The organism is Enorma timonensis, from assembly GCF_000321165.1.
In the GTDB taxonomy this organism is placed as follows: Bacteria; Actinomycetota; Coriobacteriia; order Coriobacteriales; family Coriobacteriaceae; genus Enorma.
In genome coordinates this window covers 21,848-43,321 of sequence record NZ_CAPF01000009.1, presented here as the reverse complement: position 1 = coordinate 43,321, position 21,474 = coordinate 21,848, and the positions used below count along the sequence as shown (strand labels likewise).

Below are 21,474 nucleotides of genomic sequence, written 5' to 3'. Positions count from 1 at the left end.
ACAAACGAACCCGTCCCCAATGTCTCGGTGAGTCAATTGAACCCGTCCCCAATGGCTCATTTGCGACGGCGGCGGAGGGACTTGGGCGAGACGGTGATGCCGCCGGAGGTCTGGCGGATCCCCTGCCGTCCGGAGCCGCGGCGGCGCGCCGCGGAAGCGCCCTCTGAGGCGGCACGGCCAGCCGTCCCCTCGCCTCCCGGTGCCGTCCGCTTGCGCTCGCGGCCGCCGTGCACGAGGCGGTTCCAGCGCGCATGGATGCTCGCATGGTGCGCGGAGCGCAGACCCAGGAGCGGCGCGGCGAGGATCGTCGGGCCGAAGAAGGTGATGATGCGCCACACGAGGTAGCCCGCCGTCGCGGACGGGCCGAAGAAATGCCCCAGGAAGAGCGCGAACCCGCCCTCGGCGCCGCCCGTGCCGCCCGGCAGGGGCACAGCGCTCGAAAGCAGCTGGATGAAGGCACCGGCCGCGAGGCACGAGAGGAAGTCGACGTCGTGCTTGCCGAAGGCGAGCAGCACGAAATACGGCACCATATAGAAGAACGCGAGCTGCGCCATCGTCACGAGCATCGTGAGCCCCATGGACGAGAGGTGCGCCGCGGCGTGCTTGAAGTGATCGGAGAAGGAGTAGATCTCGCTGTTCACGTAGTCGCGCCAACCGCGCGTGCGCTCGCTCTCGCCGCTCACGCGCTCCACGAACCGGATGCCCCACATCGCCACGCGCACCACGAACCGCGGGCACAGGCACACGATGAAGAGCCCCGTGAGCAGCAGCACGTGCCCGCCGAAGCTGAACAGGCACAGCAGCGTCATATCGCCGTAGAGGCTCGTGAAGAACGGCAGGCGCACAGCGAGCAGGATCGCGCCCCACACCACGAGGCCGATCTGGAACACGATGTAGCGCGTGAACTGCGTGGCGCCCGCCTCGCCTACCGGCTGGCCGGCCTTCGTGAGGCGGTAGATCTGGGCAGGCGTGCCACCCACCATCATGGGCGTGAGGTTGCCGAAGAACACACCCGACGCCTCGACGGAGACGAGGTCGCGGATGCCCACGGGCGAATCCGGGTCGAGCCACACCGCGATGGCGTACGCGGCCACGCCGAAGATGAAGTACAGCACCATGCACAGGCAGGCGACGGCGATCCACGACATCTGAACCGACGACATCGCCTGGGCGAACTCGAGGATCTGGCCGGTCAACACCAGGTAGACGATATAGGCGACGAGCACCAGGCCGATAAAGATGGCGCCGCGGCGCGCTCCCTTGCGGTCGTCCCCGCCGGCGGGGGCGGCGTCGACGCGCTGCTTGGGCGCAGTATGCGAGGACTCAGACATGGATCTCCTAGGGTCTGGGGAATCTCCCTTGTCACCATTGTAGTGCATCGCCCCCGCGCACGCCGCCGCCCGCCCGGTCTGCATACGAGCACCAGAGACGGCCGAGATGGCCGCGAGCGGACACGGCGCGCCGTCTTTGGGTACCATGAAGTGCAGCGGCAGTAGCAAGGAGCATCCCATGACCAGCACGCCATCAGCGACCATACCCACCTTCACCGGCTCGTTCCGCGAGAACCTTGAGGCGCTCGTGGGCGTGCTCGAGCGCGGCGACAAGGATCCCGCGGGCAAGAAGATCGGCTTCGAGCTCGAGCGCATCCTCATCGACCGCACGGGTGCGACCGTCCCCTTCACGGGCGAGCGCGGCGTCGGCGCCCTCCTTAAGGAGCTCGCGCGCGACCGCTCCGAGGACGAGCGCGTGCTCATCGACGGGCACCTGCTCGGCCTCTCCTACCGCGTCGAGACCGCGACCGAGCCCGTCGAGGTGTCCGTCTCGCTCGAACCGGCTGCCCAGCTCGAGATCTCCGCCGGCCCCGCCCATTCGGTGCAGGCGCTCTACGAGGCCGTCTGCGCCTTCGACGCGGAGGTCGAGCACGCCTGCGCCGCCATCGGCCTCGACGCGCGCCTCGTCCCCGTCGGGTACAACCCGGTCGTCTCGAGCCCCCTCGACCTCGAGCTCATCCCCAAGGAGCGCTACCGCGACATGGACGCATACCTCTCGCGACGCGGCCGCTACGCGCGCGATATGATGCGCTGCACCGCGTCCACGCAGGTCTCGCTCGATTACGAGGACGAGGCGGACTGCGCGCGCATCTACCGCCTGGCGACGCTCCTGGGCCCCGTCTTCGCCTTCCTCTTCGACAACGCTCCGGTGTTCCGCGGCAAGCCCTCCGCCGGCATGGCGCGCTCGCGCATCTGGCACCACGTCGACGTCGACCGCTGCGGCATCGTCCCCGGCGCGCTCGAAGGGCTCTCGTTCGAGGACTACATCCTCTGGGTTTCCAACGTGAAGCCGATCCTCTTCACCGACGCGCACCACGTCACCGTGGCGACGGGCGACCGCTACAGCCGAGACATCATGTCGGAGCGGCCGCTCGCTGCCTCCGAGCTCATGCACCTGCTCTCCATGGTCTTCCCCAACGTGCGCCTCAAGGGCTTCGTGGAACTGCGCGAGATGGACTCGCTGCCGCCGCGCCTCGCCGCCGCGTGCACGAGCTTCACGGGCGCGCTCTTCTACGATAAGTGCCTCGAGGCGAAGCTCGCCGACCGCCTGGCCGCGCGCCTCCCCCACGGCTTCGAAGGCGTTGACGAGAACGACGCCGTCGTCGCCCGCCTGCATCTCGAGGAGCAGGGTTGGGACGCCAAGGTGTACGGCATGCCCATCGCGGAGCTCGTCGACGCGCTCGTGGCCATCGCGCACGAGAACGTCGCGCTCGGGGCGGGATGCACCGGCGTCGGCAGCGATGCCACAGTGCCCGTCCTGCAGACGACCGACACCGCGGCCGCCTTCGACCTCGAGGGCATCGAGCTCCTCGCTCAGATGTGGGGCGAGCGCCGCCTCCCGCGCGATAGCGCCCTCGAGCTCTAGGGGTCGCACCGAGGGCCGCACCGCCCCGGCGCCCTCCTGGCAGGCGCACGGGGCGCGCGGACATTTCGCGATAACGTAAAACCCCGGCTGGACGTCCAACCGGGGTTCAAATGCATGGTAGCCCGTACCAGATTCGAACTGGTGATCTCCGCCTTGAGAGGGTTATCCCACAGCGTCGACTGAGGACAACAGACCTATACAAAAGAGCGTCTGAGCAGGTCTTTTGCAGCGATGAACAGCGACTGACGGAACCTGACGAAAACGGAGTTCCGGTCGCTGTTGTGTCCCGGTTGTGTCCCATCTACGACCAAGCCACAGGCAAGTTCAGATTGAAGGAGATTGCCATGAATCACAGCGCAGCAGACATCGACGCCATGTGCGCTCTCGAGGACTACTCCCATTTTCGCGCAGAGCTCGTTGAGATCTCACCGGAAAGCTTCACGATGGAGGAGCTGAGGGAAATTCTCGATGACATGATCAGGAGCAAGGTTGCCCTGGAAAACAGCATGCGGGAGCACTTCGCAACGCTCGGAGAAGCTGAGCAGACCGAACTGCTCGACATGCTGGGAAGCAGCGGTTACAAGGACCGCAGCTGGTGGTACCGGATGCTCATGGATGGCCCGGTACACAGAGAGTTCCCCACGATCTAATCCGAGAGGGATATCAGAGCGGGCTCCGCGATCAAACAAGGTCGCGGAGCCCTGCAATGATGAGCGCAGAAATACGCCACTGAGGATATCAGCAAGCAACGGGCTTGGGGCTTTTCAACCCTTCTCGCACGCCTGCGGGCTATAGTCGGGGCCCTCCGGCGCTCGGAAAGCGTTGAAAAGCCGTGCACTGAGCACGCGGCACAAGCACCTCAGTCGATGGAGTGCGTCCCTCACTCCGCCCGAAAAACAACCTCGCCCCCGCACGTCACCAGCGAGGGCATTCGCTTGCGCGAGACCATGACGTAGTCGTAACGAGGGTCTTTGTTGGGACCCTCCTTGACCACCTCGAGCACCCTGAAGTCGAGCTCGTACCATTCCTCGTACTCGGGGGAATCCAGCTCCTCATCGTTGTCGACGTACTCGCTGTTCTCCCACACGCACCGATAGACGTCTCCCTCGGGGAACGTTATCTCGTATGTGCTTCCCCAGTCGTGGTCGCATAGATATCCCTCAATGTCTTTGACACGCTCCTCGAGCCTGTTCTGTCCGACCATGTCAGTCATCCCCTTTTCGGTCGTGCGGGAACAATGTGAGCACCGTTCTTCCCATAGTGAATGAAACCCATGGTCGTGGGAGACCGCTCCTTGCCGCGGCCGCCGATCCAGGTGCCGATCACCCTGCCGAAATCGACTCGCTCTTTATTATTACCCACCCATGTTCCAGCTCCGCCGAACTCACCGATGAGCTGTTGGGCGTCGGCAAGGCTTCCCTTGAAGATGCTTCTCCCGGCCTTGGGGTCGTAGTTGTTGTGTCCAGGGATGTGCTTGCCCTGGTTTCCCTCGTGCAGTCGGGTTGTGAAACCGTGAACGGTCCTGAACCCGTCATCCCGGCTGCCCGACGTCCCTCCACGCCCGCGCCCAATGCCGTACCCACTGCTACCGCTGCCCACACTTGCCTCCGTCCAGCGCGCCGCGCCCACAGCCCGGATACACCCACACGGGGATGCTGAGCGAGCGGGGGTAGTCCATCACGCCATAGAGGTCGCTGCCGTAGTAGACGATCGCCGTCGGACGCAGCTCGTCCACGGTGGTCCTCACGTCGCGCACAAAGCGGCGGCGCTCTGCCACATCCTTAACGAGTGCGCGCCCGCAGATGGCGATGACGCTCTCGCGCGGCAGGCCCTCTACGAGCCAGTCGCATTCCGGCTGGTGCCGCGCATTCGGGATGACCGTCAGTCCCTGTTCCTGCCACCATGCCCCGAGCGTCTGGTTGCGATAGCAGTTCCACATCTTGAGCGGACGCGGGAAATCGATGCACGTAGAGAAGTCCGGCATGATCACGCCCTCGAACTTCGAGAGCTTGGGGAGGTACTTGTGCGGGTCGTTCCACACGCGCTCGAAGCGGAAGTCATCCTCGTAGAAGTGCACGAAGCAGTCGAAGTCGCGCCATCGCTCGTGCATGGCAACCGAGAAGGGCACGAGCGCAGTGGGATGCGCCTCGACGGGCGCGAGCACGGGCATATCCCATGGCCGCGAGAAGTCCAGCCCCTCGAGCATCCATGCATGGAATACGTCTCGCTTGTGAGCCAACTTAAGGCATTCCGTGCTCGATACGTCGACATCATCGGGTTTACTGTCCACCTGTATCACCTCGTTCGTACGGGCTGAAGTAGTACAGGCAAACCCTAAGTGGGCGTCACAGGCGTTCCTCGGCCTGTTCACAGGTGGATTCACGGAAACTGACTCGCCTCATCATCAAACGCCCCGCACCATAGGGGCGTGTATTCTGGCTATCAGCACGAGGCTAACAGGAAGACTGTTCATAACTGAGGGATAATTAGCCGAAGATATCGGACGAAATAAGGAGCACCACATGGCAATGACCTTCTGTCCGGAGTGCCACGCTAAAATCTCTGACAAGGCGATGACCTGTCCATACTGCGGTTTCTCGTCGGACAAGGACGGGAATCTCATCCCAATCAGCTCGCTTCCACCTGTTAGCAAGGCAATCGAGGTGCTAGCTCCGGGTTCGGAAGTCTTTGATGACGGCACAAGCCTCATACCATATGGAACACGGGAGAAGCTGAGCGCCCTCTTCAAGAGCGCAGAGGAAGTTGCCAGACTTGCACCATCCGTCTATGACGCCATCCAACAGGCTCTGGCAAAGAGAGGCACCATTTGGGCCGCAGATTTCACTGCCGCAGCCGAGAAGATGATGGACAGTGGCGAACTCGTCCTTGGTGTTGAGAAAAAGACCGGTGCGCTTCTTCCCCAACTGCGCAGCGTTGAAACAGGGCAAACCTACGAACAGGCCCGCCTTCATGTCGAACAGCTGCCAGATAATCTCGCCTCATCAATCGCTACCGTCCAGCTTCAGCTCTCTATGGCACAGCTGCTATCCGAAATCAAGGACGTCGCATACGGAGTGGAAAGGCTCCACCTCGAAGAGAGGGCCGACAGAATCGGGAGAGCGAAGGCGGTGTGGTATCAGCTCCAGCAGGCTGCACACATACGCGACGCACGACTCAGAGAGCAGCGCATCTTGAGTGTTGCCGGATCTGCAACGGAGCAGCGGAGTGCCTTGCAGGACAACTTCGAGACCGAACTATCGCTGGCAATCGGCAAGGGTAAGGCAAAGGCTTTGGGCAGTGCGGCGAGAGAGGCAATCATCGATTTGTCGATAATCTCCCTGATGGCGAGAACAGAATATGCGGCGTACTCCCTCGTCGACGAACCGGATGCCGCGATGACGGCATTGAGTCAGTTCGGCGAGTTCATGAGCTCGAACAGGCTCGATGAGAAGGAAACCCTGATAAAGCTAAACAGCATCTCAGACAATAATCTGGATAATGCGACCACAGGCTTCTATCAGATTGCAAAGAACGTCAACCGTGCGCTGAATCAGAGCGCACAGGATGAGACAAAACGGCTTTCCCAAACAGAGGAGGAAGGATGACGAAACGCTGTGCATACCCCGGTTGCGGCAAGCCGCTGCCGGATAGCTTCAAGATGCCTCTATGCGACTACCACAGAGCCGTTATCAAAGAGACCGGCGGAAAAGTGGGCGCAACGATGGCAACCACCGGGACGGGTGTTGTCTTGTTTGTCAAGAACGGTGGAGTTGACTTCGTTAAAAAGCACGGGACCAAAATCGTGAAAGTTGTTGAAGCGATTGCAAAGAAGCGGTAGCGGACCGAACTCCCAACGTTTCCGTCCGGCCCTCCCAACGCATCGCACGTGAGGGTCGTACGTGTCTACTTCGCCGTGAGGTACCCGGCACCGCCCGCGCCGTCGATCCTCATGTACTGGTAGCCCGCGCGCGAGCTCGCGTAGGTCGTGCCCGCCCCGCCCACGAGCGACGCACACTGGTAGAACGTCTGGAAGCCAGAGACGCCGGAGGCCGGTAGCGCCCAATCGGCGTCGACCCAGATCGTCACGAGCGACCCGCACCCGCCGAAGGTGTACGTCAGGTCCTCGAGCGAGGAGGGGTCGAGCCCGGAGAGGTCGATCTCGGTGAGCCCATCGCAGCTGTTGAAGGTGTGCTGCATCTCGCGCACGCCGCGGAGGTTCCCCATGCCCGTGACCTCGGTGACACCCTGATGCCCGTAGAGCCAGTAGTTCGTGTTCACGTGGCTGTAGGTTGCCATGTCCGCAGTAACGGTCACCTTCTCCACGTCGTGCCGGTGGTCGTACCAGGGCTGGTAGCCCACCGAGTTGTACCGCGCGTTCGCACACAGGTGCCCCGACGACACGAGCCCCCGCCCGGCCTCGGGCTCCATCGCAGCCGTCAGCACGAGCTCGCCGTCATCGTAGAGGAAGCAGCGGAACCACTCGCGCTCGTCCTCGGACCCGTCCGTGTGGGTCAGCACGCCGGTCGTCTCGAAGTGCAGGTTCAGGTGGTCGTCCGTCTGCTCCGGGACGTAGCCCCTCTCCCCGACGAGGCGCCTGCATCCGCTGAACATGAGCGTCCCGCTCTCGACGTGCGCGTAGAAGTTGTCCGCGCGGATCGTCTCCAGTGACCCGCAGCTCACGAACATCTGGTTCATGTTGGTCACCGTGACGAGGTGGCCGAAGCCCGTGACCTCCACGAGGTGCTCGCACCCATGGAAGAGGTAGGCGGCACTCTCGAGGCCGCTCTCCTCCATGTCCTCGTCGATGACGGCGCGCGTGACGGAGAGCTTGTCGTCGCTCCAGGGCCTCGAGCCAGCGGACGAGTAGCCGGCAGGGTCCACCTCCCACGCCTCGAGGATGACGGCTCCCGGCACGTCGGATGAGCGCCCGTCGCGGTAGTTGAACTCGAGCGTGCCGTCCGCGAGCAGGAGCGCCCGGATCTTCACGCCCGCGTCCCACGAGAGCGCGAGGATCGCCGGCGCCATCTCCGCCGGTGTGTAGGTCTCCGCGAGCCCGTTCTGCGCGCGGATCGCGTCGGCGATGGCGTCGAAGACGGAGTCCGATACCACGCCCGTTCCGGACGTCGCGGGCGCCTGGTAGGGCGTCCCGGTCTTGGTTCCGTCGAGCGCGAGCACCGCCGCCGCCATCTCGGAGGGCAGGTAGGTCGCAGTCCCTCCGTTCTGTGTGCGGATCGCGTTGGCGATGTCGGTGAGCACGCCCTTCTGGATCGTTCCCACGGCCATCAGAACTCCACCTCGCTCAGGTCGTCCAGCGCCGCGATCTGCTGCGCCACGTACTCCTTGGTCGCGTAGGCCGAGAGGTCGGGCGTCGCCCCCGGTGCCCCGTCCTCGCCGTCCTGCCCGGGCGCGCCCTGCGGCCCCTGCTTGCCGGCCTCGCCCTTGAGGCCTGAGAAGGCGAAGGCGAACGTGCGCGCCCCGGGGGTGCCGCCGAGCGTCACGGTCACGGACGGCGTCCCCGTTGAGGCATCTACCGTGGCGGTCGCGCCCGTGATTTCGGCGTCAGCCCCGTCCTGGCCGTCGGCGCCGGGAGCGCCATCCTGCCCATCAGCCCCGGGGGCTCCGTCCTGCCCGTCGGCCCCGTCCTCGCCGCGCAGCCCCTCGAGCTGCTCGGCCGTGAAGTCATCGAACGTGAACGCGTCGCCCTTGGGGCCGCGCAGGTCGGCGGAGCTCGTTCCGCTCGCGCTCGTCACGGTGAGCACCGAACCCGCCCACGAGTGCGTGCAATCCACGCCGTCTGCGCCATCCGCTCCCGGTGTGCCATCGCTGCCGTCCGCTCCCGGTGGCCCCTGCACTCCCTGCGGGCCGCGGAGCGCCTCCAGCTGCGCGGGGGTGAAGTCTGTGTAGAGGAACGGATCTCCCTTGTCGCCCTTCTCGCCACGCAGCTCCTCGATCTCCTCCTCGGTGAGGTCATCGAGCGTCATCTTGTCACCCTTCGGCCCCTTGAGCGCCGCCAGCTGCTCTGAGGTGAAGTCAGCGTACGTAAAGGCATCGCCCTTCTCGCCGCGCTCGCCGGCATCGCCCTTGTCCCCTTTCGCGCCATGGAGGAGCGTGGCCGTGGTCGTGCCGCTGGCGTCGGTCACGGTCACCACCGCGCCCGCCTCGGTCTGCGCCACCGTGGCTGTCGGGCTCACTCCGTCGACGCCGTCCTTCCCGTCAGCACCAGGGGCGCCATCGGCACCGTCCTTGCCGTCGACGCCCGGAGCCCCGTCCTTCCCGTCGGCACCCGCAGGGCCAGGCATTCCATCCACCCCATCAAAGTCACCCCGCTGGGCAGCCGCCAGCAGCTCCTCCCTTGCCTGAGTAGCAGCAGCTGCAGCGGCATTCGCCGCGGCAACTGCACCCGAAGCCCCCGCAGCCGCCTCGACCGCCCACCCTGCCGTTGCCACCGCGCCCTCGGCCGTCGTAACCGCCTCCTGCGCCTTGGTGACAGCCTCGGCAATGAGCGCATCGGCGTTCTCGTACTTCTGGATAGCGTCAAGAAAGAGCGAGAACCCGTCCTCAGACTCAGTGCCGCCCACGAGCACCTTCTCCACGCGCACCTCGAACGCACGCGTCGAGATTGAGCTCCCTCCGGGAAGCGACACCATCACCTGGCAGTCGACCGAACCCTCGGCACACGCCATGGCGGCCGGATAGAACACGGAGAATGCACCAGTCTCCGTATCAACCTCTTCGAACGGCTCGCACCCTCGCTTGCGCGTCACGCGATGACGCCACAGCAGGTACACGCTCGCACCCGAAAGGTCGACCGCCTCACCGTCCCGCCGCACCGAAAGAGCGATGCCGCGCCCCTCCGCATCGGCAGGAGACGCCACCAAGGCGCCCGCGAAAACGTCATCGCAGGACTCCCAGACCAGCTCATGCAGGCCGAAACCATCAAGACCAGCCATCAGAACTCCACCCCCGAGAGGTCATCGAGCGCGGCTATCTGCTGCGCAACGTACTCCTTTGTTGCCAGCGCGGGCACCTCGCCGCCGGCAGCCACGCCCGCCGCCTGTTCGATGGCGGCCACGCTCGCGCCCACGGCGGCAGCGGTATCGCCCGCAGCACCCGCCACGTCCTCAACCGCCGCCACCCGAGCCTCGACGGAGCTGCGCTCCGCAAACGCCGTGCGCGGGACGGCGCCGATCGAGTAGCGCGCCTCCACCGCATCCCCGAAGAGCCGCACGCGCCGCACCACCCGCGCCCGAAGGCGCCACGCGGGATCGCGCGACGAGTCCACCACCGCAACCTCGTCACCCAATCCCACATCGACAGAACCCAAGAGCGCGGCGGCGTCCACCTCATAGCTCACCCGTGGAGCGCACGTCTCCGCGAGCGCCGCCTGCGTGCGGGCGAGAAGGACCTCAGGGTCCTCGACGTCCGCAAACGTCACATCTCCAAAGCGGTGCGCACGCCCGCCCGAGCCGTCCGGCAGGCCCCACAGCAGCCTCGCCTCATCGTCGCCGACCCAGTCGACGCCGCCATTCACCTCGCCGAACGTGAGCTTGCGCCGATATCCGCCCGTGAAGGCGCCCGTCTCGTCCACCACGGGCAACCCGGCACCGTAGCCGTAGAGCGCCGTGAAGACCTCGTCCTCTGCTACCGTGCGCGTGCAGCCCGTCATGTTCCGCCCGTACTCGAGCCGAGCCCCGCGCCATGCGCCCACCTCCGCCACTGCCCGCACGGTACGCGACGAAACGTGCCCACCGGAGACCGCAATCACAGGCTCAATCTCGCAACCCCACACCTCGCATACTCGCCTGAGCGCCGCGAGCCTGTTCACGTGATAGAGGTAGCAATCGTGGTCATCAAACCAGCCCAGTGTGGACGCCTGCCAGCGCGTCCCCTCAAGCACGACGCCCAAAGCACCGTAGAGCCCCAAGTCAGACACCCGCTCCTCCTCGACATAGCTGCCGAGAAGATCGCACAGGCTCGATTCCGCGTACACTTCGCACGCAGAACCCAGCACCTCGTCCGTGCGCACCACCACGTGCTCACGCCAGCGCCCGTCACCGGGGTCGCGCCACAGGATGCGGTCGTACTTCTCGGGCGTCTCCAGGCAGGAGAACGAGAGCACATCCTCGCCGCCAAGCTCCTCGCGATGCTCCACCGCGCCAGCCGGGTGCAGAATCCCGATGCGCCCGTCGGCACGGTCGAACCAGAAGAGCGTCGGGGTCGCGCCGCTCATCAGAGCCATCTTTCTGTGAAGTTCGCTGTGAAGTCCGCGCAACCCGTGAAGGAGAGCTCGTGCGAACCAGGCTCCAGCCAGAAGAAGTCGCTATCAAGCGTCACGTCGGCGTCGGCCGCCTCGCCGTCCACCCACGCGCGGCCTGCAGCGCAGTCGACAACTACCTCCTCGCCGCCAAGAAACGCCCGTTCCACTTCAACGCACGCGCCCGTCCCAACATCCTCGACAACCACGCCGCCGCCAGCCAACGCCTCCATCACGAACGTCGGCCACGTCCGATACGTGCCGCCAACGAGCAGCGAAAGCTCCGCGCTGCCAGCCGCAGCCGAAGCTTCCTGCTCCTGCCCCCAGGCCACGGGGTCAAACGCCGTAAACACCAGCTCGCAGGAGCCATCCTCGAAGAGACCGTCCCATGCCCCAGCGTCCGCGCACACGGCGTCGCGGTAGACAAGCCCCGGCTCACCGGGAAGCTCCAGGTCACTCCCGGCATCCGGGGCGAGCCACGACGCGGCCTCGTGGCGCACGGCAGAGAGCCCCTCCGCATCCTCGTCATCCGCAAGGTCGAGGAAGAGCCGTACGCGCAACGTCTTGGGCGGAATGCGCGCAGAGAGCAGGACCGCTCCGGCGCGGCCGGGCACCTCCGCAGCATCCACGACGATGCCATGAGCCGCGGTCAGCACCACCTCGGCGGTAGAGAAGGACGAGAAGTCGTGCCCTCCAAACTTGATGGACCGGGCCTTCAGAGCCGTCCCCTCGCGCGACCGTAGGACACCGCCCGACGCTGCTCGCGCGCCGAGAGCTCCTCGTCTTGGAACCGGTCGCTTGAGCGGCTCAGACGAACGTCGGCAAGAGGGTCGCGCCGATCGCGCCAAGCTCCCCGGCCACCGTCCGCCCCGCCTTTTGCTTCCTTCCTGACAGTCATATCTCCCTCGCAACCGTCAGCCTCGCCGTGAACGCCCATACGGAGCGTCCGCTCGAGTCGCGTTCCCTGAAGGTCGGCGCGTCCGTGTCGATGCCCAGGATGCGCACCCCGGAACCCGCCACGTTCCACTCGGAGCGCCCAGACGAGCGCACGGCAGCCTCGCACGCAAACGCAGCGTCGCGTGCTTCAGCGTCCTTCTCGCGCACGACCAGCATCTCGACCGAGGCGGTGCCGCGCTCCTCGCCGTCCTGTCGGCTCTCACGCGAGAAGCCCGCCCAGCGAACCACGACGGGCTGTTCGCTCAACAGTGCGCTTGGCGCGATACAGAACACGTCACCGACTCCCGCCGCGCGCAGCATCCCCGCCACGGCGTCAGTCACGGCCATCATCGCAGCTCCACCTCCCAGTGGTGTACGCGCCCGTTGAACCCCTCGAAGCGCGCCACCCTGGAGGCTACGTACGACCTCCCATCGACCTCCACGCGAGAGCCCGCAGGGATCTCGAACGCCCCCGCGCTCGTGACGGCATCCACGAAGAGCGTGCCCGCCCCTGCGTCCGCGCTGCGGTGCGCATCGGCAACCACCGACTGTGCCCGCTCGAACCTCACGCGCGAGATGGCGCGCGGCTCTCCAAAGCCCCCGTCAGCCGCCGGCTCGCGCACCAGGCACGAGTTCGGGAGCAATCTCACGGGTATCGGGCGCAGCCATGCCATCAGCGCGCCCCGCAGAACAGGAGCCCCGTACCAGAGAGCTCCTTCTCACAGGCGTAGGTCGCCTGCTCCTCGCCAGTGGTGCCGCGGTTGTCATAGTGCGTCACCGAGAAGGACCCGAGCTGGAATCCGCCCACCTGGCCCTCGCCAAACTCCGCGAACGCCTCGGCGGCTGCGCACACCGCGCGCCGGTACGCAAGCTTGTCCGCCTCACACGAAGGCACGCGACCGCCGCAGACCCATCGCACGTGACGCTCGGCGGCGGGAAGTGCGCCCGTGAACGCCTCCACGCCCATCCCACCGCCGTACGTGTCGCGATAGAAGCCAAAGTCAACCGACGTCACGCCCGCGCAGCCCACAACGAACCCTTACTCCAACGGGGCCACGGACGCGCGCACACCGTCAAGCTTGTTGTCGAGCAGCTCCACGATGCCGTACTTGCGGTACTTCATCATGTAGGAGTCGAGCGTCTCCAGCTCGTCGGGGCTGAACACGCGGCTCGCCACGTGCTTGTCGAACTTGACCACGGCGCTCTTCTCCACCACGAGGAAGTTGATCGGCGCGCCCGCGCCCACGAGCTCGTAGTACGTGGAGAGGCCGCTCTTCTGCGGGCTCGCCACCTTGGAGTAGGTGCCGGAGCTCTCGGTGTAGTAGGTCTTGCCGCTCACGACCTCGGTGTCGGAGGTGAGCTCGTAGGAGCCCTCGGCGGGAGCGTAGCCAAACTGGTCCTCGTCACCGGAGAGCAGGTCGATGTGCGAATAGAAGCGCACCTGCGGCACCTCGACGATGCGGGAGAACCGCTCGAGCACGCGGTTCGAGCGCGTCGGGTTCGCCAGGCTGAAGTCATCCAGCACGCCCTTGAGCGTCGGCGTGATGAAGAGGTAGCGCGAGCCCGTGGTCACCTGAGCCTCGTCCATGACGTTCGTCGCGGCGCGCAGGTCGGCTAGCACGTCCTCCGCCTCTGCGTCAGAATAGTCGTTCGTGGCGGTGGAGACGCCCTCGTGTCCCGCAATCTCGGCAAAGGTGAACGCGTCAGCCTCCGGCGCCACCTGCGTGCGCTGTAGCTCAGAACCGGCCTCGACGAAGCAGTCGAGCACACCAGCCTCCTCCACGTCCATGACGTCGGCTAGAAGGCGGATACCTCGGTCGTAGTTGAACGTCTTCGTCTCGAACTCGTAGGTGATGCTGCCGGTCTTGTAGCCCACGTTGCGCGTGTAGTCGCCGAGGCCCGAGACCTGGATCTTAGGCACCATGATCTCCTTGGCGTTGCGGCCGGCGCGCACCATGCGTCGCGGGCTGTTCAGGCACGCGGAGACCGCCGCGCGCTGATAGACCTCGTCGAGGATGGTCGTGTAGTTCTTGGTGGATGCGATGCTGTTGGCCATCCGCTACTCCTCGTCCGCGATGCCCGCGATCTCGCGCCACCGCTTCATCGTCTTGCCCTCGTCTGATGCGGCCCCCGCGTTGGGAAGGCCGGTCTTGCCGCCCTGCTTGAGAGCCGGACCCTCGAACAGCCACGGCTCCGCTTCCTTGAGCTTGGAGATGTCACCGCCGTGCTCGTCGAGAAGGACGCGGGCAGCTTTCACGCTCCTCGCGCCGGCCATCGTGAGCTCGAACTCCACGCGCTGATCCGCGCCCTGGCGCCGCAGCTCGTCCATTTCCGCACGCAACGCCTCCGCCGCCTCGGCAGACTTTGCCGCCTCCGCGATCGCTCCCTCGAGCTCTTCGATCTTGGCGTCGCGCTCGGCGAGAAGCGCCCCGTAGTCCGCACCCGCGTCGTGCGCGCCCGCGTCTCCGCCTGTCAGCGGCTCCTGCGCCGCCTGCGACTCCGGCTCATGCGCCGTCGTGCATTCCGCACGCTCTTGCCCCTGCGAGCCAACCTCATCACCAGCCATGCCGGCCTGCCTTTCTGTGACATGCCGACACAATGAAGTCGGCAACAGTGAGACAGCGTCAGGGTAAGTTGTTGTCACAGACTGGTGCCTCCACAGCTCTTGCTATAGGCGAAACGAGTAACGCACAGTCCGCACAGCCCGAGCGTATTTGTTAGCCGAATTCAGCAAGCAATGTCCGCGCTCAGGTGAGAGTTGCCTTATAATTTCTCCTTACCAGAAAGGAAGGAGGCTCAAATGGAAATGGTCGATGTCATGTTGAGCATTGTGGCTTCCGTACTTTCGATTGTCGCAACCGTTATCGCCTTCAAAAACAAAAAGGATATTGATAAGCTCCGGGATCTCTATGAAGGCAACAAGATGAACGCTACTGGCAATGAAAACATTCAAGTTGTGGGTACCGGCAATCAGGTGAATACCCATGACAAGTAATCGCCAGATTGCCCGGGGCAATGATAACATCCAGATTCTTGGAGATAATAATCTTGTCAATCCAACCGTGCTATTGCAACGGCGCACGTTGACGCACAGCTTCATCCATGATTTGCTCGACATTGTCTACTCTTTGCCCTCCTCCAAGGATGACTCCTACTCGCTGCAAAATCCAGCACAGATTCATGAGAAGCTGCGCTTCAACAATGCATATCGATACATGGCCATCATTGATAACCATGTCGATGATTATGTCCGCGTGGACGAGGTGATGAAGGATTATCCGAACAGCGAAGATATTGTCAAAAAGCTTCGCGATATGTTCATTGTCGTTGCAGACTTTGATGACGAGGGCATCCCTTGCGTGGGTGATGGCGATGCTCAGCTAGATCGCATCAAGGACAATCTTTACGACACGATTGTCAACGATGCGAAATTCGATGCTGTCAACCATCCCGCCGAAAAAATCGAGCAGTTTTGCATCGCCCTCATCGCTTACGGCGTATCGAAGTGCAAGATTCTAGAAACGCCGGTGTGACATGTTGCTTCTAGACAGAAATAACGAACCAACCAGTACGGTTTACTATCTTGCTGCGTCGACATACGACTACGTTGGAAAGCATGATGGCATCGATGCATCGAATCTGTATCAAGGTGTCATGCTTGATGTCGTGGGAAAGAATGTGAGCTACGACTTTTTCCTGATGGCTCTGGATTTTCTATACCTGCTAGATTGTATCGCCGTTGATAAGAAAGGGGGCCTGCATGTTCATCAAGTCATTGCGAATCCGCAACACCGCAACGAATATAGTCATGCGTGAGGTCTCCTTCCACAAGGGGGCTAATTTCGTAGTAGATACAGAGGACTCAAAACGCCATAACAAGGTCGGCAAGACTACGTTCTTGAAGCTTATCGATGTTCTGATGGGCGCACAAAACAGGAGTCACATCTACACAGATCAAGAGACCAACACCGAAGCGATTGAGCTGCGCGACACCATCAACAAAAAACGCATCGCCGCTGAGATGACCCTTTCGGAGAATCTTGACGCTCCATACGGCAAAACGGTCGAGCTCAAAGTTGAGCTGTTTCCAAGGGGTCGCTACTTCATCGACGGAGAAAGGATGTCCCAAACAAATTACAGATCGAAGCTTAATGAACTGCTATTCGGAATCGCAAACAACGTTCCGACGTTTCGCCAGCTCATCAACTCTTTCGTTCGAGTTTCGGTTGGCGGCGATGATAATGCTTTTCTCCGTACCCTGACAAGGGCGAGCATCGCGACGTATCGGAGTGTATACAATTTCTTGTTCGATATCTCCGATCCCGAGCTTGACAGCAAATTGAGCCAACTCAATGCTCAACTCAACCGAACAAGGGAATCGTTGCGTCAATACATGCGTGTCAACGGCGTTGAAGATGTTGAGCAACAGCGTCAGATACTTGTTGCTCTGGAGGGGGAATACGCTCAAGCAAAAGCGCAAGCAGATGACATCTTCGATGCCGATGAGTACAAAAGCAACAGGGACGCAATTGCCTCAGTCCGGGCGGAGTATGCAAGCTTGGTCGATCAGCTTAGCGAGCTAGACTATAGAATCGGACGCAACCGAGAGGCCCTTAACAACGCAAGAGCAGAAAAGCAACGTCGAGCAGACCTCGAGCTCTCAAGGAGATTCTTCGATGAGGTCTGCACTATGCTGCCTAATCTCAATAAGACCTTTGAGGACATGGTCAGTTTTAACGATAAGCTATGTGATAACAAGATTTCGTACTTTGAGGATATCGAGAGAGATTTGCTTGATGAAAGGACCTCTCTTGAGAATGAGCAGAAGGCGCTCCTTGCAAGCAATAGTCAGTTTTTATCGCTTGTGGCAAAAGACCGTATTGACGAGTACGAGCGACTGTCCGCAAACCTTATGCAGCTAAGACAAGACATTGGCAGGTGCCAGGAAACGGTCGATACGCTTGATCGCTATGACCATGAGCTGGCATCTATTCAGGAGAATATTGCCAGCTATTCAACCGGCGGCTCCGCCCGCAAAGGCAAGGGTGGCGAATATCAAGAGATGATGAGTTCCTTCAATGGATACTTTACTCATCTTGCTCAACAGATAAATGGTGAGAAGCCGATTCTTGTCTACTATCCTGACACCGATAAGTTTCCGGTCTCAATCACGGCAATATCTGGGTCCAGCACGGGTACGCGAAAGTCGCTCATAGCAGCGTTTGACCTAGCTTACCAACAATTTGCCATAGCCAATCGCATCCACACCCCCCGCTTTATCGTGCACGACGTTGTCGAAAACGTTGAAGGCGAAGATCTGCGCACTATAGTGAACGCAGCGAACGGCATTGACGCACAGTACATAGTGGCCGTGCTGAAAGAGAAGTTGGATTCCTCGAATATCCCAGAGGATGAGCAGTCGGCTTTACAGATTCTCCAATTGTCGGAGGATGACAAACTGTTTGAGGGTAAGACCGTCGACGAAGCCGAATCTTCTGACCGGATGATTGAGCAGCTTGCATCAATACCCTGATTAATCCATTCCGCCGGGAATCTTACAGAAGGTGGTTTCATGCAACCCCACCGCGTAGCTATAGCCGACCTCGAAGACCGTCCCGAGTGCGTCCACGCCGCCTACCTCGACCCCGCCGAGGAGTGGAACGGATGGGCGTGCCCCTACTTCGAGCGCGCCGAGGTCGAGCGCATGGCTGCGTGGCTGCCCGAGTTCGACGATTCGCTCGTCTACGACGAGGAGTCAGACGCCTTCAGCACCACCTACGATCCCGACCTCACCGAGACCTTCCCCGGCACAGACATCGACGGACGGCACCTGTACCCCATAGGAGCCGGCTCATGGACGTGGGTCATAGTTGACGAGAGCGGCGAGGAAACCACCGCAGACGCATCGGCAGACGCGGTCACCAAAGCCGACGAGCACGCCCTCGCCTAGCCAACCACCTCAGCAAGGCGCGCGGCGTCCAACTCCCGTCCGCCCACATAGGCGTCGAACACCGCCTCTGCCGGCAGCGCGTACAGCTCCACCTCGTTCGAGAACGGCGGCTCCTCGGCAGCGATCACGCCGGGAAAGCGCACGCGCCCCAGATGCTCAACGGCGTCACCGCACGACGGCACGAGAAACGCGTTCACCACCCTGGAGAACCCGTGCGCGAGCACAAAGTCGCGGTACGCGGCCTGATACAGGAACTGCTTGGTCACCGACTCCACGCCCGGCACGCCGCCAACACGCTCGCCCAGCAGCGGCGTGTAGTACTTGGCGTCGAGGATGGCGAACGTCCCGCCCCCGGCGGCGGCGCGCCCGCCGGCACCTCGCACCGTCACGATGTCCGGGATCAGCGTCGCAACCTCGCCGCACGCCCGCTCCTCGCCGGCGCCTAATGCAGCCCACTCCGGTCTCGGGATGACATCGATAAGCCGCTTTTCCGCCATCCCCGCGAACGGCGGAGCCAGCTCAATCCCCAGCTCCCCCAGTCGAACGGCCAGCACGTCACCGAACGCGACCTTGCACGCCGTCTCCCACACGTGATGGAAGCTTGACGTCCCCAGGCACAGAGGCGCGTCCGACGTCGCAGACATGCCCTCGTCGCGCACATAGCGCACGAGGAGGTCGATTACGTCCTGCTTCCACGTGACGAACTGCACCGCCCGCTCGCGCTCCAGCCGGTACGCCACGAAGTCGGCGTCCCCAAAGTCCGCCACGGAGGAATCGCTCAGCCACACCTCGTCGAGCGCCAGCAGCTGAGCCAGCCCGCTCTCCTGCATGAAGCGCGAGCACTCCGTAAGCACCGCGCGGTGCAGTCGCGTTACGAAGTCAGAGGCGTCGGCGTCAGTCTCCACGGTCTTGTAGTCAAAGTAGATGGGACGCCCATCCCGCACGAAGGGAAGGTTCGCCGCGATGGTGCGCTCCCAGCTGATGTTGCCCGACCCGTTGTCCGCAATGGTGCGCACGTAGTTAGAGTAGACGCCATACTCGTCATACATCTCGAGCAGCGAGAGCATGAGCGCCAGGCGGTCGTTCGCCCCCATGCCCTCCTCAGTCGCGGCGGCAATGCTGGCGTAGCTTCCACCGCTCTTGCGAAGCACCCTGAACACCTGACTCATAGCTGCGCACGTGGCGTCATCGGGGCGCTTCGGGTCAATCTCGGGCAGATACTTCGGGTACACGACAATGCAGACGCTCTCCACTAGGGCAAGGCCCACGTAGACGAACTGATAGGTCCCGCGCGGCGCGCTCTCTCCAAGCGGATCGTACTCTTTCGGCTCGTCACCCGTCCTCAACCGAAGCACGCCGTGCGCGCACAGAAGGGCGATGTAGCGGTCAGCGTCATCCAGCCCGATGCCGAGCGTCCGCGCGAGACTCACTGGCGAGTGGAACGAACGCTCGCGAATGTAGACCGTACGCATGGCGCTACTCCGCACCGTCGGCAACCGGCTCCTCCGCAGCGCCCGCAACCTCGCCAGACTCAAGCAACTCAGTATCGCTCACATTGGCCGGCGAGAAGGACGGCAACTCGCGCATACCCCTGAACGCAAGCTCTCCAAAACTCTCGAAGTCCTCGCAAACATCCGAGTACGTCGCACGGCCTTCGTGAGAGAACACCTTCGAAGCCTTGGTTTTGGCGGCATCCTCGAAGAGGTAGAGCAGCACCTTGTCCTTGAAAACCTGAGTGAAGCCGTCGGGATCAGCGAGCCTCGCGGGCGAGATGAAGAACGGCCCGAGCAGCTTGTCCTCGTTCACGCCCGCATTGAGCAGCACCTGGTTGATGCCACGCCTCAAAGCGTCCCAGCTCACCATGCGCGCGGGCGTCCCGACCGGCACGGCGTAGCCGGCGATCTTGTCCGAGCCCTTGTCTATGCCCATGTAGCGGAAGTCCCAGCGACGCTTGAAAGCGGTGTCCATCGGGAAGACGCCCTGATCCGCGCTGTTCATGGTTGCCCAGATGAACATGTTGGGCGGCAGCGACAGCCGCTCCGCCTCGTCCCTGAGACGCAGCTGTTCGGAGAGTAACCGCTCCGGGTCTTGGATATACGCAGTCGTGGCGTACTCCGGTAGGAACACGCGCAGGTACTCGCGCATCTCGCGCGGCGCAGCAATCTCGTACTCGCTGCGACCGTCGGAGTCGCGGTCAAGCAGCTGGAACACGTCACCGAACGCGGCCGCCGGGTTCGCGCGATTGATCTCCTCAACGACAAGCAAGTAGTTCGTGCCGGGGTTCTGCACCGCAGCGATGTATGTCTCCAGGAACGGCCCCGGAACGAAACCGTAGCTGATCTCGCTCTGGGTGCTCTCGGTTCCATCTTCATCGGTCACCGTGCGCATCGTCGTGACCGGCTTGTAGCAGCCCACGAACTGAGCGTAGGTGTAGTCGGGGTGGAAGGTGACGCGCCTGACGTTCCTCTTGTCGAAATACTTCTCCGCCTGCCGTGCGAGCCGGTACGACTTGCCCGTGCCAGGAGCCCCGAAGAAGATGAGGTTGCGGGGCTCGGGGACGCTTGACGGGGCGGAAACGACAGAATGATCGAGAAAAGTCGGGCGTCCAACAATATCCATCACAGCAGGCAGCGGGTCGCCGATGCCCGAATAGGTCGTAGGGCACTCGTGAGCAATCAGGCTCATGAGCTCAGCGGTTCTCTTGTAGCAATCTTCGCAATCAAACGGTACGACGCCGAGAAGGACAGCGCCAAAGTGTCGCAGGACGTCGGCCGCAGCCTTCGGAAGAGCGCTGCAGTGATCTGCTGCATAGAGGATGTCATTCACCCGTCGCTCGAAATCGAGCGTGAAGAACATGGCTTCTCCGGTTGGCTTACCGTCTTCCGTCGCGTACTTACCCTGCTTAGAGAGGCCGCCACTGAACACATAGTCCTTGGGAATGAAGCAAGCCGAACCGTCATCTTCGAGCTCGCAATCGAGCCACATAGATCTCAGCCAGTAATTTCCCCTCGTAAGCGGCGAGAGTTCAAGAGAGTCCGCCATGTTGATGGTCGTTGTCTCGGGAAGCATCATGACAGCCGGCAACAGCAGGCTCGGTCTGACCTTCCCCCCAAGACTTAGCTTCATCTGCTGGCTTCCGGCTCCGCGAGGAGAAACGGGGTAGCGATACGACTCCTGCGTCCCCAAGTCAACTTTGCACACGCTGCCGTCAGCCCTATGGAAGCGAAGCGCAAAAGTGGCAGTCAGGCCACCGAGCGTCGAGGCTGAGGCTCTTCCGCCATCTTTCCCGGCAAACGCCCCGCCAAGGAATGCCTGGCCTCCGCCGCTGTTCGCGTTGTAGTCAAGATGGAAGTCGCACTCCTCGCCCTGATAGGTCCGGTAATCCTCGGTCTGCTTGAAGTACGACAAGGCACTCACC

24 protein-coding genes are annotated in these 21,474 nt (G+C 62.7%); 9 read left to right on the top strand and 15 right to left on the bottom strand.

Annotation, left to right across the window (positions count from 1 at the left end):
* Window positions 1–56 precede the first annotated feature (56 nt).
* Window positions 57–1,331 (bottom strand): lysylphosphatidylglycerol synthase transmembrane domain-containing protein, encoded by a 1,275-nt coding sequence (locus BN423_RS00910; RefSeq protein WP_019238399.1) that lies wholly within the window; start codon window positions 1,329–1,331, stop codon window positions 57–59.
* A gap of 178 nt (window positions 1,332–1,509) precedes the next feature.
* On the opposite strand from BN423_RS00910, the gene BN423_RS00905 reads away from it, so the two are divergent.
* A complete protein-coding gene (locus BN423_RS00905; RefSeq protein WP_019238398.1) occupies window positions 1,510–2,916 on the top strand; it encodes a glutamate-cysteine ligase family protein in 1,407 nt (468 codons plus the stop codon).
* A 344-nt stretch (window positions 2,917–3,260) separates the two neighbouring features.
* On the top strand, window positions 3,261–3,566 hold the full coding sequence (locus tag BN423_RS00900; RefSeq protein WP_019238397.1) for a hypothetical protein: 306 nt from the start codon (window positions 3,261–3,263) through the stop codon (window positions 3,564–3,566).
* A gap of 230 nt (window positions 3,567–3,796) precedes the next feature.
* Here BN423_RS00900 and BN423_RS00895 read toward each other — a convergent pair whose 3' ends face one another.
* Genes BN423_RS00895 through BN423_RS00890 form a run of 3 tightly spaced genes read right to left on the bottom strand, consistent with a single transcriptional unit; the run spans window position 3,797 to window position 5,155 of the window.
* Complete coding sequence (locus BN423_RS00895; protein ID WP_019238396.1) at window positions 3,797–4,120, bottom strand: hypothetical protein; 324 nt, start codon at window positions 4,118–4,120, stop codon at window positions 3,797–3,799.
* Between the two features lie 5 nt (window positions 4,121–4,125).
* Window positions 4,126–4,515, bottom strand: coding sequence for a polymorphic toxin type 50 domain-containing protein (locus BN423_RS11895; protein ID WP_019247083.1), 390 nt, complete (start codon window positions 4,513–4,515; stop codon window positions 4,126–4,128).
* Window positions 4,502–5,155, bottom strand: coding sequence for a DUF4417 domain-containing protein (locus BN423_RS00890; protein WP_232385455.1), 654 nt, complete (start codon window positions 5,153–5,155; stop codon window positions 4,502–4,504). Before BN423_RS00890 ends, BN423_RS11895 begins: the two co-directional genes overlap by 14 nt.
* A gap of 283 nt (window positions 5,156–5,438) precedes the next feature.
* On the opposite strand from BN423_RS00890, the gene BN423_RS00885 reads away from it, so the two are divergent.
* Window positions 5,439–6,521, top strand: coding sequence for a zinc ribbon domain-containing protein (locus tag BN423_RS00885; RefSeq protein WP_019238394.1), 1,083 nt, complete (start codon window positions 5,439–5,441; stop codon window positions 6,519–6,521).
* Entirely contained in the window at window positions 6,518–6,754 is a 237-nt protein-coding gene (locus BN423_RS00880) for a hypothetical protein (RefSeq protein ID WP_019238393.1), read from the top strand. The genes BN423_RS00885 and BN423_RS00880 overlap by 4 nt, the downstream gene beginning before the upstream one ends.
* Window positions 6,755–6,819: 65 nt before the next feature.
* Here the strand turns inward: BN423_RS00880 and BN423_RS00875 are convergent, their stop codons facing one another.
* The 9 genes from BN423_RS00875 to BN423_RS00835 form a co-directional block, all read right to left on the bottom strand.
* The gene (locus tag BN423_RS00875; protein WP_019238392.1) at window positions 6,820–8,199 is read right to left on the bottom strand and encodes a hypothetical protein; all 1,380 of its coding nucleotides are present in this window, start codon (window positions 8,197–8,199) and stop codon (window positions 6,820–6,822) included.
* On the bottom strand, window positions 8,199–9,866 hold the full coding sequence (locus BN423_RS00870; protein WP_019238391.1) for a BppU family phage baseplate upper protein: 1,668 nt from the start codon (window positions 9,864–9,866) through the stop codon (window positions 8,199–8,201). Before BN423_RS00870 ends, BN423_RS00875 begins: the two co-directional genes overlap by 1 nt.
* Window positions 9,866–11,146, bottom strand: coding sequence for a phage tail spike protein (locus BN423_RS00865; RefSeq protein WP_019238390.1), 1,281 nt, complete (start codon window positions 11,144–11,146; stop codon window positions 9,866–9,868). Before BN423_RS00865 ends, BN423_RS00870 begins: the two co-directional genes overlap by 1 nt.
* Window positions 11,146–11,799, bottom strand: coding sequence for a phage distal tail protein (locus tag BN423_RS00860; RefSeq protein WP_232385454.1), 654 nt, complete (start codon window positions 11,797–11,799; stop codon window positions 11,146–11,148). The genes BN423_RS00865 and BN423_RS00860 overlap by 1 nt, the downstream gene beginning before the upstream one ends.
* A 265-nt stretch (window positions 11,800–12,064) precedes the next feature.
* Entirely contained in the window at window positions 12,065–12,457 is a 393-nt protein-coding gene (locus BN423_RS00855) for a hypothetical protein (protein ID WP_019238388.1), read from the bottom strand.
* The gene (locus tag BN423_RS00850) at window positions 12,454–12,780 is read right to left on the bottom strand and encodes a putative minor capsid protein (protein ID WP_019238387.1); all 327 of its coding nucleotides are present in this window, start codon (window positions 12,778–12,780) and stop codon (window positions 12,454–12,456) included. Before BN423_RS00850 ends, BN423_RS00855 begins: the two co-directional genes overlap by 4 nt.
* On the bottom strand, window positions 12,780–13,136 hold the full coding sequence (locus tag BN423_RS00845) for a hypothetical protein (protein ID WP_019238386.1): 357 nt from the start codon (window positions 13,134–13,136) through the stop codon (window positions 12,780–12,782). The genes BN423_RS00850 and BN423_RS00845 overlap by 1 nt, the downstream gene beginning before the upstream one ends.
* Before the next feature lie 9 nt (window positions 13,137–13,145).
* Window positions 13,146–14,162 carry a hypothetical protein gene (locus BN423_RS00840; protein WP_019238385.1) on the bottom strand — a complete coding sequence of 339 codons (1,017 nt, stop codon included), beginning with the start codon at window positions 14,160–14,162 and terminating at the stop codon, window positions 13,146–13,148.
* 3 nt (window positions 14,163–14,165) lie between these two features.
* The gene (locus tag BN423_RS00835; protein ID WP_019238384.1) at window positions 14,166–14,672 is read right to left on the bottom strand and encodes a hypothetical protein; all 507 of its coding nucleotides are present in this window, start codon (window positions 14,670–14,672) and stop codon (window positions 14,166–14,168) included.
* A gap of 234 nt (window positions 14,673–14,906) precedes the next feature.
* On the opposite strand from BN423_RS00835, the gene BN423_RS00830 reads away from it, so the two are divergent.
* The 5 genes from BN423_RS00830 to BN423_RS00810 are packed head-to-tail and all read left to right on the top strand — an operon-like array spanning window position 14,907 to window position 18,056.
* Window positions 14,907–15,101 carry a hypothetical protein gene (locus tag BN423_RS00830; RefSeq protein ID WP_019238383.1) on the top strand — a complete coding sequence of 65 codons (195 nt, stop codon included), beginning with the start codon at window positions 14,907–14,909 and terminating at the stop codon, window positions 15,099–15,101.
* Window positions 15,091–15,639 carry a hypothetical protein gene (locus BN423_RS00825; protein WP_143758291.1) on the top strand — a complete coding sequence of 183 codons (549 nt, stop codon included), beginning with the start codon at window positions 15,091–15,093 and terminating at the stop codon, window positions 15,637–15,639. Before BN423_RS00830 ends, BN423_RS00825 begins: the two co-directional genes overlap by 11 nt.
* 1 nt (window position 15,640) lies before the next feature.
* Complete coding sequence (locus tag BN423_RS11865; protein WP_071784310.1) at window positions 15,641–15,922, top strand: ABC-three component system middle component 6; 282 nt, start codon at window positions 15,641–15,643, stop codon at window positions 15,920–15,922.
* Window positions 15,867–17,639: a DUF2326 domain-containing protein gene (locus tag BN423_RS00815; protein ID WP_232385453.1), complete on the top strand. Its 1,773-nt coding sequence runs from the start codon at window positions 15,867–15,869 to the stop codon at window positions 17,637–17,639. Before BN423_RS11865 ends, BN423_RS00815 begins: the two co-directional genes overlap by 56 nt.
* A gap of 39 nt (window positions 17,640–17,678) precedes the next feature.
* On the top strand, window positions 17,679–18,056 hold the full coding sequence (locus BN423_RS00810; protein ID WP_019238380.1) for a hypothetical protein: 378 nt from the start codon (window positions 17,679–17,681) through the stop codon (window positions 18,054–18,056).
* On the opposite strand, the gene BN423_RS00805 is transcribed toward BN423_RS00810, so the two are convergent.
* Together BN423_RS00805 and BN423_RS00800 are read right to left on the bottom strand one after the other, a co-directional pair.
* Window positions 18,053–19,528 carry an LlaJI family restriction endonuclease gene (locus tag BN423_RS00805; RefSeq protein WP_232385452.1) on the bottom strand — a complete coding sequence of 492 codons (1,476 nt, stop codon included), beginning with the start codon at window positions 19,526–19,528 and terminating at the stop codon, window positions 18,053–18,055. The genes BN423_RS00810 and BN423_RS00805 overlap by 4 nt on opposite strands.
* 4 nt (window positions 19,529–19,532) lie before the next feature.
* Window positions 19,533–21,473, bottom strand: coding sequence for an McrB family protein (locus BN423_RS00800; RefSeq protein ID WP_232385451.1), 1,941 nt, complete (start codon window positions 21,471–21,473; stop codon window positions 19,533–19,535).
* Window position 21,474: the final 1 nt, after the last annotated feature.

Bases quoted from the DNA above. Each gene is read 5' to 3' on its own strand.
- BN423_RS00910 (WP_019238399.1), bottom strand. From the start codon at position 1,331: ATGTCTGAGTCCTCGCATACTGCGCCCAAGCAGCGCGTCGACGCCGCC.
- BN423_RS00905 (WP_019238398.1), top strand. From the start codon at position 1,510: ATGACCAGCACGCCATCAGCGACCATACCCACCTTCACCGGCTCGTTC.
- BN423_RS00900 (WP_019238397.1), top strand. From the start codon at position 3,261: ATGAATCACAGCGCAGCAGACATCGACGCCATGTGCGCTCTCGAGGAC.
- BN423_RS00895 (WP_019238396.1), bottom strand. From the start codon at position 4,120: ATGGTCGGACAGAACAGGCTCGAGGAGCGTGTCAAAGACATTGAGGGA.
- BN423_RS00885 (WP_019238394.1), top strand. From the start codon at position 5,439: ATGGCAATGACCTTCTGTCCGGAGTGCCACGCTAAAATCTCTGACAAG.
- BN423_RS00880 (WP_019238393.1), top strand. From the start codon at position 6,518: ATGACGAAACGCTGTGCATACCCCGGTTGCGGCAAGCCGCTGCCGGAT.
- BN423_RS00875 (WP_019238392.1), bottom strand. From the start codon at position 8,199: ATGGCCGTGGGAACGATCCAGAAGGGCGTGCTCACCGACATCGCCAAC.
- BN423_RS00870 (WP_019238391.1), bottom strand. From the start codon at position 9,866: ATGGCTGGTCTTGATGGTTTCGGCCTGCATGAGCTGGTCTGGGAGTCC.
- BN423_RS00865 (WP_019238390.1), bottom strand. From the start codon at position 11,146: ATGAGCGGCGCGACCCCGACGCTCTTCTGGTTCGACCGTGCCGACGGG.
- BN423_RS00855 (WP_019238388.1), bottom strand. From the start codon at position 12,457: ATGATGGCCGTGACTGACGCCGTGGCGGGGATGCTGCGCGCGGCGGGA.
- BN423_RS00850 (WP_019238387.1), bottom strand. From the start codon at position 12,780: ATGGCATGGCTGCGCCCGATACCCGTGAGATTGCTCCCGAACTCGTGC.
- BN423_RS00840 (WP_019238385.1), bottom strand. From the start codon at position 14,162: ATGGCCAACAGCATCGCATCCACCAAGAACTACACGACCATCCTCGAC.
- BN423_RS00835 (WP_019238384.1), bottom strand. From the start codon at position 14,672: ATGGCTGGTGATGAGGTTGGCTCGCAGGGGCAAGAGCGTGCGGAATGC.
- BN423_RS00830 (WP_019238383.1), top strand. From the start codon at position 14,907: ATGGAAATGGTCGATGTCATGTTGAGCATTGTGGCTTCCGTACTTTCG.
- BN423_RS00825 (WP_143758291.1), top strand. From the start codon at position 15,091: ATGACAAGTAATCGCCAGATTGCCCGGGGCAATGATAACATCCAGATT.
- BN423_RS11865 (WP_071784310.1), top strand. From the start codon at position 15,641: ATGTTGCTTCTAGACAGAAATAACGAACCAACCAGTACGGTTTACTAT.
- BN423_RS00815 (WP_232385453.1), top strand. From the start codon at position 15,867: ATGTTCATCAAGTCATTGCGAATCCGCAACACCGCAACGAATATAGTC.
- BN423_RS00810 (WP_019238380.1), top strand. From the start codon at position 17,679: ATGCAACCCCACCGCGTAGCTATAGCCGACCTCGAAGACCGTCCCGAG.
- BN423_RS00805 (WP_232385452.1), bottom strand. From the start codon at position 19,528: ATGCGTACGGTCTACATTCGCGAGCGTTCGTTCCACTCGCCAGTGAGT.